Origin of the sequence: Bradyrhizobium sp. CCGUVB4N (assembly GCF_024199945.1) — a bacterium.
Taxonomy (GTDB): Bacteria; Pseudomonadota; Alphaproteobacteria; order Rhizobiales; family Xanthobacteraceae; genus Bradyrhizobium.
In genome coordinates, this window is the sequence record NZ_JANADP010000001.1 from 6569581 (window position 1) to 6581942 (window position 12362).

Genomic DNA, 12362 nt, shown 5'->3' on the forward strand with positions numbered 1-12362 from the left:
CGTCAGGCGCGCACCGCCGCGAGGCCGGGTACCGCGGCAAAGCCGGCTTTTGTGGCATAACCACGCACGATCGCCTCGCGCTGGGAGTAGCTCAGCACGTTGTCGACATTGTCAAAGCCGTCGGGCGCCAACTGCTCGACGGCGTCGATGACGCCCTCGGGCCCGCCGCGCCGGTTGGAGCGGACGATATCCGCCGTCATCGGCAGGCGCTTCTTCTCATATTCCATCAGGGCCTGACGCGGATGCTCGGCGCGTACCAGCGCGTCCGCAAGGCAGCGCGCATCGAGGATCGCCTGCGAGGCGCCGTTGGAGCCGACCGGATACATGGGATGCGCGGCATCGCCGAGCAGGGTGACGCGTCCGGACGACCAATAGGGCAACGGATCGCGGTCGCAGGTCGGATATTCATAAAACTCCGGCGTCGCCGAAATCAGGCTCTTCACGTCGATATAGGGCACCGAGAAGCGCGCGACATGCGGCATCACCTCCTCGCGCCGGCCCGGCCGTGACCAGTCTTCCTTCCGCGGCGGCGGCGCATTGCCCTCGCCCACTTTCACGAGCACCGCCCAGTTGGTAAGACGGCTCGCCGGGCTCGATCCCTCCGCGATCGGATAAATCACCACCTTGGCGTTGAGGCCACCGGCAACGATCATCGATTTTCCGGTGAGGAACAGCGGCCAGTCACGCGCACCGCGCCACAGCATCAGGCCGTTCCAACACGGCGGCCCTTCGTTCGGGAACAGCGTGTCGCGTACGCGTGAGTGGATGCCGTCGGCGCCGATCAAAATATCGCCGCGCGCGGTGTGGATATGCGAGCCGGCACGATCGAAGAAATAGGCCGTGACGCCGCCCTCGTCCTGCGTGAACGCACCGAGCCGGCAGCCGGTGTGGATCGCCTCCGCTCCGAGCCGCTCCTCGACGGCGCGATGGATGACACCCTGAAGGCGGCCGCGGTGGATCGAGAACTGCGGCACGTCGTGACCCGCATCGACGCCGCGGGCTTCGCGCCAGACCTCCTGGCCATGGCGGTTGAGGTAATAGAGCTGGTCGGTGCGGATCGCGACGTCGTCGAGCTTTTGCAGCAGGCCGAGACTGGCAAGCTCACGCATGGCGTGGGGCAGCGTATTGATACCGACGCCGAGTTCGCGGATCGTATCCGATTGCTCGAAAATCTCGCAGCCGATGCCGCGGGCCCGCAGCATCAAAGCCGTGGTGAGACCACCGATACCGCCGCCGACGATAATCGCCTTCATCGCCCTTAACTCCACTCAATACACAGGCAACGGGGTTAACGTCGCACGAGCGGTCACTCCGCCGCAAGCGGCTTTGTCGCCTCCGCCTTGAGCTCAGCGCGGGTCTTGGGCTTAGCCTTAATTCTCAGCTCCTCGAGATCCTGCCGATCGCGCACGCTGTTGCGGAAAATCTGGTCCTTCCCGGGCAGATATTGCGGCGGGCAGAATGCGTCGTTTGCGCCATACCAGGCCGCCGCCTTCATGGTGAAGAAAGGATCAACCAGGTGCGGCCGCCCGAGCGCGACGAGGTCGGCCCGACCAGCTGCCAAGATGGTATTGGCCTGGTCTGCGGTCGTGATGTTTCCGACGCACATGGTTGCCACGCGCGCCTCGTTGCGGACCTGGTCGGAGAATGGCGTCTGGAACATGCGGCCATAGATCGGCTGTGCATCGCGCACGGTTTGCCCGGTCGAGACATCGACGAGATCGACACCGGCCTCGGCAAAGGCGCGCGCGACGGCCACCGCATCATCGCCGGTAATGCCGCCGTCGGCCCAGTCGGTCGCAGAAATACGCACCGACATCGGCTTGTGCCTCGGCCACACTGCCCGTAGTGCCTCAAATATCTCGAGCGGGAAGCGCAGCCGATTTTCAAGCGAACCGCCATACGCGTCAGTGCGGGTGTTCGTCAGCGGTGAAATGAAGCTGGCAAGAAGATAGCCGTGGGCGCAGTGCAGCTCCAGCATATCGAAGCCGCAGCGCTCACCACGCTTCGCCGCGGCGACAAAAGAGCCCTTCACCGCATTCATGCCGGCGCGGTCGAGCTCGCGGGGCACTTGGCTGTCTGGAAAATAGGGTAGCGGCGACGCCGAGACGACATCCCAGCCGCCTTCGTCCAGCGGACGGTCGATGCCATCCCACATCAGCTTGGTCGCACCCTTGCGGCCGGAATGGCCGACTTGCAGGCAGATTTTTGCGGCGGAGTTGCCGTGGACGAAATCGACGATGCGCCGCCACGCCGCCTCCTGCTCGTCATTCCACAATCCGGCGCAGCCGGGTGTGATCCGGGCGTCGCGGCTGACACAGGTCATCTCGGTGAAGATCAGGCCGGCGCCACCGATGGCGCGCGAGCCGTAATGTACGAGGTGGAACTCACCGGGAACACCTTCCTTCGCCGAATACATGCACATCGGCGACATCACGGCGCGGTTGGCGATCTCCATCTCGCGCAAGCGGAACGGCTGGAACAGCGGCACCATCGGCTTGTCGGTGTTGACCTCGAACCCATTGCCGCGCACTTGCCTGGCGAAGGACTTCTCGACCTCGGCGACGAAATCCGGCGCGCGAAGCTTCAGATTGTCGTAGGTAATCGCCTTCGAGCGCGTCATCACGCCAAAGGCGAACTGCACGGGATCGAAATCCCAGAAGCGGTCGACATGCTCGAACCAGACCAGCGAGACGTCGGCCGCGTGCTGGGTCTTCTCAACCTCTTCGCGGCGACCATGCTCATAGACGTCCAGCGCAGCTTTGATGTCGGGCGCCTTCGCCATCGCTTCGGCCAACGCGATCGCATCTTCCATCGCGAGCTTGGTGCCGGAGCCGATCGAGAAGTGCGCGCTGGCCTTGGCGTCGCCGAGCAGCACCATGTTGTCCTTGACCCAGCGCTTGCTGCGGATCATCGGGAAATTTCGCCACATCGAGCGGTTGGTGAGCAGCTTGTGCTCGCCCAGGAACCAGCCAAAGATCTCGGCCATGCGCGTGGCGGATTGGCTCTCGTTCAGCCCCGTCAGTCCCGCGCGCTCGAACGTCTCCGGATCGGTCTCGAAGATCCAGGTCGAGTGGCCCGCTTCATATTGGTAAGCGTGGGCGATGAACGGTCCCCACTCCGTCTCCTGGAAGATGAAGGTGAAGGCATCGAGCGGCCTGGTCGAGCCCATCCAGGCAAATTTGTTGGTGCGGAGGTCAACCTCCGGCTCGAAGTGCCCGACATGCTTCTCGCGGAATCGGCTATTGATGCCGTCGGCGAGCAAGACGAGATCGGCATCGGCAAAGCGCGACTCGTCCTCGACATCGACTTCGAAATTCAGGCTGACACCGAGCTCTCGCGCGCGCTCCTGCAGGATCAGCAACAATTTCTGCCGCGAGCAGCCGCAAAAGCCGTTGCCCCCGACCCGATGCACGGTGCCGCGAAAATGCACGGCGATATCATCCCAATAGGCGAACTCCTGGGTGATGCGACGATAGCTTGGAAGGTCGTGCTTTTCGAAATTGTCGAGCGTGGCATCCGAGAACACCACGCCGAAGCCGAACGTATCGTCGGCGCGGTTGCGCTCATAGACAGCGATGTCGGCGCCAGGGCGCTGTTTCTTGAGCAGGATCGCTGCGTAGAGACCCGCGGGTCCACCACCGATGATCGCGACTTTCATGGGAGCCTCGCCAATTCACCCGGCCATGAAAACTATTTTAAGCCTAAAATAATTTCTGGCAAGTCCCCATTCCAGGCCTTCGCAGGAAAAGGCTGGTCAGTCGCCCCTGAAGACTGGCTTGACCTTGTTGGCAAAAGCCTCGAAGGCGCGCTCGAAATCGGCCGTCGTCATGCACAGGGCTTGAGCAACGGCCTCCGCTTCGATCGCTTCCTCCACCGACATCGCCCATTCCATGGCCAGCATCCGTTTGGTCATGGTGTTGCCGAAGGTCGGGCCTTCCGCGACCTGCTTGGCCAACAACTGCGCCTGGGGCAGAACCTGCTCAGGCGTGACGATGCGGCTGAAGAACCCCCAGCGCTCGCCCTCCTCCGCGGTCATGAACCGGCCGGTGAACAGAAGCTCGGAGGCGCGGGACTGACCGATGATCCGCGGCAGGATCGCACAGGCGCCCATATCACAGCCGCCAAGACCCACCTTGTTGAACAGGAACGCGACCTTGGCTCCGCTCTCGGCGAGCCGCATGTCGGATGCCATGGCGATGATCGCGCCGGCGCCGGCGCAGATGCCCTCGACCGCCGCCACGATCGGCTGCGGGCAGGCCCGCATCGCCTTGACGAGGTCACCGGTCATCCGCGTGAAAGCGGTCAGCCCCTTGGTGTCCATCTTGACCAAAGGCCCGATGATCTCGAACACGTCGCCTCCGGACGAGAAATTGCCGCCGGCGCCGGTGACGACGATCGACTTGACCGCGTCGTCAAATGCGCAGGCGCGAAAGAAATCCGTCAGCTCGCGATAGCTCTCGAACGTTAGCGGATTCTTCCGCTCGGGCCGATTGAGTGTCACGGTGGCAACGCCATCGACCACCGCCAGCAGGAAGTGTTGCGGTGAATAGTCGGCGAGCGGCACGGTGACGGGATTGGCTGGTCTGCTCATGAGATTTCCTTCCTTGTTCCGCGCGGTTAGATCTCGCCACCGGCGACAGCAATCGCCTGCCCCGTGATCGCACTGGCGTTCGCGCTGCACAGCCAAAGCACGGCATTGGCCACTTCCTGCGGCGAGATCAGGCGTCCTTGCGGATTGTGTTTTGCGAGCTCGGCGATCGCCTGCTCACGGGTTCGCCCGGTCTTCTTCATGATGTTGTCGATGCTGCCGGCAACGAGATCGGTATCGGTAAAGCCCGGGCAGACCGCATTCACGGTGATGTTGCTGCCGGCCATCTCCAGCGCGAGCGAACGCACGAGACCAATCACAGCGTGCTTGGCCGCCGCATACGCGCTCACATAGGCGTAACCCTTCAGCCCCGCCGTCGATGCAATCGCGATAACCCGGCCGTAGGGGCGATCCTTCATTCCCGGCAGGACTGCGCGGACGGCATGGACAACGCCCATGAAGTTGACGTCCATCATGCGCGCAAAAAGGGCGCTGTCCGATTTCGCGAACGGCGCGGATTCGGCGCTGCCGGCATTTGCGATCAGGATATCGATCGGCTTTCGCGCATGCGCCGCGGAGATAGCCGCCTTCAGCCCAGCCTCGTCCGAGACATCGGCAACGGCTGCATGATGCGCGGCCCCTGCGCTTACCGCCTCTTCGAGAGTAGCCGCGTTCCGACCGAGCACCGTCACGGTGGCACCAGCGTCGACAAGGGACGCTGCGATCGCGCGGCCAATGCCGCGACCGCCACCGGTCACCAGTGCGTGCGGCGAATGCGGCAATGCGGACATGAGCGGGCTCCCTCGAGATCTGCTGATCCTTCCTCCGATATATTTTAACCTTCAAACTTTTGCAACGAAAGCGCAGATCGGCGACGCAAACGCCCGCGCGCGAAGCGGCCCGAAAATTGCTTTAAGTATAAAATTATCTCTTCCCATCGCCCGCAGGCCTGTTAGCATCGCCGGGCCAAGCAAAAGGATGTCGCGTGTCGCAGCCTGCGCCAATGATAACAAGGGACGGACGTTTCGCCTATGAAACTGCGGGCGATCCGGCAGCGATACCCCTTGTTTTCCTGCATGGCATTGGTGGCGCGGCGCGGGCCTGGCGGCAGCAGCTTGCCACGTTCGGCAACCGTTTCCGCGCGATCGCATGGGACATGCCGGGCTATGGCGGCTCGGCACCACTGGCCAGCGTCAGCATCGCTGCCCTGGCCGATGCGCTCCAGCAATTCATCGAGCAGATCGGCGCGACAAGCCCCATTCTGGTCGGCCATTCGATCGGCGGCATGATCGTCCAGAAATGGCTGGTGCAATCGCCGACACTCGCGCGCGCTGTCGTCCTCGCGCAAACCAGCCCGGCCTTTGGCAAGACCGACGGCGACTGGCAGAAATCGTTCATTGCCGCACGCCTGGGTCCACTCGATCGCGCCGAGACCATGAAATCGCTGGCGCCGTCGCTGGTGAAGGAGCTCGTCGGCGACGAACCCGATCCCAAGGGGATGGAGCTTGCACGCGATTGCATGGGGAGTGTACCCGAAGCGAGCTATCGCGCCATGATGCTGGCCCTGATCGGATTCGACCAGCGCAGCACGCTCAAGGACATTTCCGTACCGACGCTGTTGCTCTCCGGTTCGAAAGACAACAATGCGCCTGCGCCAATGATGGCAAAAACGGCAACTTACATTCCCTCGGCCGAATATGTCGAACTCCCCGGCGTCGGCCATCTCGCCAACCTCGAGCGGCCCGATGCCTTCGACAAGGCTCTTGGCAACTTCGTCGACTCCGTTGCTGCAAAACACCGGTAACTGCGCCATGACCATGCAAGTCAGCAAGACCATTGGCACGAGCGACAAGGTCGCGCTGGATGCGCCGATCTTCGATCCCGTGGCTTTCCGCTTGAGCGACGAACAAGCCGGGATCATCGCGCGGGCGCGCGAGATCGGCCAGAGCGTGTTCGCGGCTCGTGCGGCGGCTTACGATCGCGAGGCGATCTTCCCGACCGAGAATTATCGCGACCTGCACCGCGTCGGCCTCCTCGGCATCGCCGTACCGAAGAAGCATGGGGGGCTCGGAGCTGACTACCAGACCTACGCCCTTGCAGCGGCGGAGATCGGCCGCTATTGCGGCGCGACCGCGCTGACCTGGAACATGCATGTCTGCTCCACCCTGTGGTCGGGCCCTTTGGCAGATGATCTCGACATGGATGCGGAGACCCGCGCGGAACACGAAAAGCGGCGGGCCGTCCACTACAAGCGCATCGTCGAGGACGGCGCGATCTATTCGCAACCATTCTCCGAAGGTGGCGCGGCAGCCGCAGGCGGCGTTGCCTTCGGCACGGAAGCGAAGCCTGTCGAAGGCGGCTGGATCGTCAACGGCAAGAAGATCTTTGCATCCCTCTCCGGCCACGCCGACTATTACGGCGTGCTCTGCACCGAGATCGAGGAAGGCGAGAAGGCCTCACGACGCAATACGCTTTACCTCGCGATCTCCGCCAAATCACCGGGTGTTTCCGTCGTCGGCGACTGGGATCCGCTCGGCATGCGCGGCACGGTCTCGCGGACGCTGCTGTTCAAGGATGTATTCGTGCCGGAAGACTCTGCGCTGATGCCGCGCGGCGTCTACTTCCAGGCGGCGATGCGCTGGCCGCATATGTTCCTGACGCTTTCGCCCACCTATATGGGGCTCGCGCAAGCCTCTTACGATTTCACGGTGCGCTATCTGCGCGGCGAGGTGCCGGGCATGCCTCCGGTCAAGCGCCGGATGTACCCGACCAAGCAGATCGCGGTCGCGCAGATGCAAATCAAGCTCGAGCAGATCAAGGCAATCTGGTTCCAGGCCGTTACCGAAGCGCGCGCCAATCCAAGCAAGGAGCAGACCCTGCGCGCCTATGCCGCGCAATATTCGGTGATGGAAGGCGCCAATGAACTCGCCGCGCTTGCGATCCGCACCTGTGGGGGACAGGCGATGCTCCGCTCGCTGCCGCTCGAGCGCATCTATCGTGACAGCCGCTGCGGCTCACTGATGCTGCCCTGGACGGCCGAGCTCTGCCTAGACCGGATCGGTCGCGAGGCGCTGTACGAGGCCGGCGAAACGGACGACTGACGGTGGACCTCTGCAGTCTGATCGATCGCAACGCGGCGTTTTCGCCGGACAAGACCGCCATCGCCTTCGAGGGAGAGCGGCTGAGCTATGCTGCGTTCGCCGATCGCATCGAACGGGCGGCAACAGCCCTGAAGCAGGAAGTCGGTGTCGGCCGAGGCGACCGCGTCGCGATCCTGAGCCTGAATCGGCCGGACTATCTGGTCCTGCTCTATGCATGCGCGCGGCTCGGCGCGATGCTTGTGCCCTTGAATTGGCGGCTGGCGGTCGCCGAGCAGCTCTTCATCCTCACCGATGCCGGCGCCAAGGTGCTGGTGCTCGAGCAGGCATTTGAGGGAATTCTTCCCGAACTCGCGCCGGGCACCACCTGCATCGGCCTCGATTTTGCGCCACCGCACGGCATGGCCTTTGAAGGCCTGCTGGCGCGCAAGGGAAGCAGCGGACGCAATCCGCACACCGATCTCTCCTGCCCGCTGCTGATCGTCTACACGTCGGGAACGACCGGGCGGCCGAAAGGCGCGGTGCTGCGCCAGGAGGCGCTGTTCTGGAACGGCGTCATGAGCCAGCACATGCACAACATGACATCCGACGATCATGTGCTGACGGTGTTGCCGTTCTTCCACGTCGGCGGGCTCAACATCCAGACGACCGCCGCGCTCCAGCTTGGCGCAACCGTCACGATTCACGCCCGCTTCACGCCCGACACGGCGCTCGCCAGCATCGAACGGGAGCGGCCGACGCTGACAGTCATGGTGCCGGCGATCATCCAGGCCGTCAGCGAGCACCCCGCCTGGGCCAAGACGGATCTCTCATCGCTGAAGGCCGTCGCCACCGGCTCGACAATCGTACCGCCGCACCTGATCGATCGCTTCGTCGCGCGCGGCGTGCCGGTGCTACAGGTTTACGGCTCGACGGAAACTTGCCCCATCGCCGTCTACACCCGCCTCGGCGGCGACCTGTCGCGCGCCGGATCGACGGGGCTTGCCGGCCTGTGCTGCGAAGCGAAGGTGATCGATCAGGCCGGCAACGAGGTGCCGGCGGGCACGCCGGGCGAGATTGCGGTCCGCGGCCCCAACGTCCTCTTCGAATATTGGGGCAATGCCGACGCCACACGCGAAGCGCTGCGCGACGGCTGGTACCGCACCGGCGATATCGGCCTGTGCGACGCGGACGGCTACTTCTGGGTCCGCGACCGCAAGAAGAACCTGATCATTTCCGGTGGCGAGAACATCTATCCGGCCGAGGTCGAACGGGTGCTGCTCGAGCATCCCGACGTCAGCGAATGCGCCGTGATCGGCCGGCCGGACCCGCGCTGGGACGAAGTCCCCGTCGCCTATGTCATCCGGCGAGCCGACTGCCATCTCGAAGCGGACGAGCTGAGAGCGCACGTTCAGGCGCAGCTCGCCCGCTACAAGGTTCCACGCGACATCGTCTTCGTCGCTGACATGCCGCGCACAGCGCTCGGCAAGGTCCAGCATTTCTTGCTGAAGCAGATTGATGCGCAGTCGCGCGCGCAAGGAGAAGCATCTTGAAGATTGCGGTTCTGGGTGGGGGAAACGGCTCTTTCGCGGCCGCAGGCGACTTTGCGCTGTCGGGGCATGAGGTCCGGCTGTGGCGCCGGGACGCAGAGCAGGTCGCTGCACATCGCGCCGCTGGCTCACGCATCCTGGTGAAGGATCACAACGGGCAGCACGATGTGAAGCTCGCGCTTGTGACGACCGATATCGCCGAAGCCGTCAACGGGGTCGAACTGATCGTGTGCCCTGCTCCCGCCTTCGCGCAGCAGGACATCGCCCGGCTCCTCGCACCGCACCTGCGGGATGGCCAAGTCGTGTTTCTGCCACCCGCGACATTCGGCTCAATGATCTTCGCGCAGGCCGCGCGCGACGCCGGCAATCGTGCCAAAGCAAGCTTCGCCGAAACCGGAACGCTGCCGTGGCTCACCCGCAAGCACGGGCCATTCGAGGTCGCGATCACCATCCGTGCCAAGCGGCTGCCAGTCGGTGTGTTCCCGCTCGACCAGGCGTCACATGCGCTCGAGGTGATCGGACGCGCCTTCCCGGGCGTGATCGAGCCGTGCGGCGACGCGCTGTCCGGCGCGCTGATGAATGCAGGCTGCATCATCCACCCGCCGCTAATCGTGATGAACGCCGGCCCGATCGAGCATTTCGAGCGGTGGGACATCCACAAGGAGGGAACGCAAGCCGCGATCCGGCGAGTGACTGACGCACTCGACGCCGAGCGGATCGGCGTGCGCGAGGCGCTCGGCTATGGCGCACCGCATTTTCCGCTCGCCCACCATTACGCCAAGGAAGGCGAGATCTGGATGTACGGCCGTGGCTCGCATGACCGCCTGACGGATTCCGGCGACTGGCGAGAGCGGATCGTGCTGAGAGAACACCGCTACATGCGCGAGGATCTGCGGCTTGGGCTATCGCTGCTGGTCTCGGTTGCGGGGCTCGCGGGCGTGGCCGCGCCGCTCGCCAAGGCCTTCCTGGCCATCGGCGGCGCCATCTGCGGCGAGGATTTTGCGCAAGGCGGGCGGACGCTGGAAACGCTGGGGCTTGGCAAACTTCACAAGGCCGAATTGCAGTTGCTGCTTCGCGAAGGATTCTGACCGATGACTCGTCGCGCCAACATTGCCTGCCTCGGGGCCGGACGCATGGGCCGCGGTATCGCCGTCGCGTTCGCCTATGCGGGGCATACGGTCACGATGATCGACATCAAGGCCCGTTCAGCCGACGATTTCGCCAGGCTGGAGGCGGACGCGCTCGGCGAAGTCCGTAAGACCTTTACCAGCCTCGCAAAGCTGGGGCTGCTGACCGAGACCGACGTCGATCCGCTGATCGCGCGGGTTTCGGTGGTGCCGGCGAGCCAAAGCAGCGCCGCGCTGTCGGAAGCCGGAATAGTGTTCGAGGGCGTTCCTGAGGTCGTCGAGCTCAAGCGGGAGGTGCTGGGAGCGGCTTCAAAACAGGTCGGCCCCGACACGATCATCGCATCGACCACGTCGACCATCCTGGTCGACGATCTCTCCGGCGCGATCGTGAACCCTCGCCGCTTCCTCAACGTGCACTGGCTCAACCCGGCCTATCTGATCCCGCTGGTCGAGGTGTCGCCCGGCAAAGCCACCGATCCCGCCATCATCGACGAGGTCAAGTCGCTGCTCGAAGGCATCGGCAAGGTGCCCGTCGTCTGTGCGGCGACGCCCGGCTTCATCGTTCCGCGCATCCAGGCGCTGGCGATGAACGAGGCCGCGCGCATGGTCGAGGAAGGTGTCGCCAGCGCGGAGGAGATCGACAAGGCGATCCGCTACGGCTTCGGCTTCCGCTATGCGGTGCTTGGATTGCTCGAATTCATCGACTGGGGCGGCGGCGACATTCTCTATTACGCCAGCCGCTATCTCGAAGGCGCGCTCGGCAGCGACCGCTATCGGGCGCCGGACGTCATCTCACGCAACATGCATGAAGGCCGGATCGGCCTCCGCACGGGCGCAGGCTTCCTCGACTATTCAGGCATGGACGTTGACGCCTATCGCGCAAAGCGGCTCCAGGCCATGGTCGACCTGCTCCGGCACTTCGACCTCGCTCGCCCGCCGGTGCTCGACCGCGGCTAGCCAAAAACGTCCTGAAGCATGCCATCCCGTACGACCGCCACGCCATCAAGCTCGATGGTCGTCCCCATCATCGGCAGGTCGAAATGGCCGGCAGTATAGCGACCGGCAAATTCATTGGCACCGGTCGAGAACAGGAAGTTGCCGGAGACGGCGCGGATCTCCGTGCCGTTGGTGTCGCGCTGGTCGTACATCGACAACGCCTCGTAGCGCGCACCCGGGTTCATGCCGAAACCGACATGCGACACCGCATAGGCCTCCCGATCGCCCCAGGCGGCAAGATAGGCGCGCATCATGGCGGCATCCGTACCCTCGCCCTCCAGCTCGACCACGTAATCGTCCTTCAACGTCATCTTCACCGGCGACGCCAGGTAGCGCTTGAAGGTGAGATTGATGTCGCCTGGGGCCATCACCAGCGTGCCATTGATCGTCCCACTCTTCGGGAAGCAGACGACGATGCCGCCTGGCCAATGCGCCAGCGTTCCCGGCTTGTCGGTCCAGCCCCACACGCCGACCGTCGAAGCGCCGACCATGTCGACATCAAGCGACGTGCCGGCCTTCGAGGTGACCCGCATGCGCTTCGTTCCACGCAGCATTTTGGCCGCTGCGCGAACGCGCTTCTCCAGCGCCGGGTCCGGCACCATGCGCTCCAGCGCCTCGGGATGTTCGTTGGAGATCACGAGTATCCGCGCACCGGCCTTCAGAATTTCGGGCGTTTCCACCGCATGCATCAGGCCTTCGATGGTGCAATCCACCACGAAGCCGGCTTGCTGAAGTGCAGTGATGACCGGCCCCAGCTTTTGGATCGCTTCGCTGGCGCCGGTTGAGCGGACCGGAACGATGTTCCGATTGCGTGGCGTCGGCATGATGACATGAAAAGGCTTCGCCCCCATGCGCAACAGCGCGAGCTCCGCCAGATGTACATTCAACGCGCGCGACTGCGTCTCCGAGAGAATCGCCGCGGTATCACCGGCCTTGACGGCGCAACGCTCAAAGATCTCGCAAAACGCGTCGATCCATTTTGCCTCGATCCGATCAGCCAGCATGGTTCACTCCCGGTCTTCTG

At 63.9% G+C, this 12362-nt stretch carries 10 protein-coding genes; 5 read left to right on the top strand and 5 right to left on the bottom strand.

Annotated features, from left to right (window positions below):
• Window positions 1–2 precede the first annotated feature (2 nt).
• The 4 genes from NLM31_RS30440 to NLM31_RS30455 form a co-directional block, all read right to left on the bottom strand.
• Window positions 3–1253 (bottom strand): flavin-dependent oxidoreductase, encoded by a 1251-nt coding sequence (locus NLM31_RS30440; RefSeq protein WP_254194696.1) that lies wholly within the window; start codon window positions 1251–1253, stop codon window positions 3–5.
• Window positions 1254–1306: 53 nt separating this feature from the next.
• Window positions 1307–3658, bottom strand: a complete 2352-nt coding sequence (locus tag NLM31_RS30445) for a bifunctional salicylyl-CoA 5-hydroxylase/oxidoreductase (RefSeq protein WP_254194697.1) — start codon at window positions 3656–3658, stop codon at window positions 1307–1309.
• Between the two features lie 96 nt (window positions 3659–3754).
• Window positions 3755–4591: an enoyl-CoA hydratase family protein gene (locus NLM31_RS30450; RefSeq protein WP_254194698.1), complete on the bottom strand. Its 837-nt coding sequence runs from the start codon at window positions 4589–4591 to the stop codon at window positions 3755–3757.
• A 26-nt stretch (window positions 4592–4617) separates the two neighbouring features.
• The gene (locus NLM31_RS30455; RefSeq protein ID WP_254132821.1) at window positions 4618–5379 is read right to left on the bottom strand and encodes an SDR family NAD(P)-dependent oxidoreductase; all 762 of its coding nucleotides are present in this window, start codon (window positions 5377–5379) and stop codon (window positions 4618–4620) included.
• Window positions 5380–5573: 194 nt separating this feature from the next.
• Here NLM31_RS30455 and NLM31_RS30460 point away from each other — a divergent pair, with 194 nt between their 5' ends.
• The 5 genes from NLM31_RS30460 to NLM31_RS30480 are packed head-to-tail and all read left to right on the top strand — an operon-like array spanning window position 5574 to window position 11299.
• Window positions 5574–6392, top strand: a complete 819-nt coding sequence (locus NLM31_RS30460) for an alpha/beta fold hydrolase (protein WP_254194699.1) — start codon at window positions 5574–5576, stop codon at window positions 6390–6392.
• Between the two features lie 7 nt (window positions 6393–6399).
• On the top strand, window positions 6400–7689 hold the full coding sequence (locus tag NLM31_RS30465; protein ID WP_254194700.1) for an acyl-CoA dehydrogenase family protein: 1290 nt from the start codon (window positions 6400–6402) through the stop codon (window positions 7687–7689).
• A 2-nt stretch (window positions 7690–7691) separates the two neighbouring features.
• Window positions 7692–9218, top strand: a complete 1527-nt coding sequence (locus tag NLM31_RS30470) for a class I adenylate-forming enzyme family protein (protein WP_254194701.1) — start codon at window positions 7692–7694, stop codon at window positions 9216–9218.
• A complete protein-coding gene (locus NLM31_RS30475) occupies window positions 9215–10303 on the top strand; it encodes an NAD/NADP-dependent octopine/nopaline dehydrogenase family protein (RefSeq protein WP_254194702.1) in 1089 nt (362 codons plus the stop codon). Before NLM31_RS30470 ends, NLM31_RS30475 begins: the two co-directional genes overlap by 4 nt.
• Before the next feature lie 3 nt (window positions 10304–10306).
• On the top strand, window positions 10307–11299 hold the full coding sequence (locus tag NLM31_RS30480; RefSeq protein WP_254194703.1) for a 3-hydroxybutyryl-CoA dehydrogenase: 993 nt from the start codon (window positions 10307–10309) through the stop codon (window positions 11297–11299).
• Here NLM31_RS30480 and NLM31_RS30485 read toward each other — a convergent pair.
• Complete coding sequence (locus NLM31_RS30485; protein ID WP_254194704.1) at window positions 11296–12342, bottom strand: peptidase M29; 1047 nt, start codon at window positions 12340–12342, stop codon at window positions 11296–11298. The two genes, NLM31_RS30480 and NLM31_RS30485, sit on opposite strands and share 4 nt — an antisense overlap.
• Between the last annotated feature and the right edge of the window lie 20 nt (window positions 12343–12362).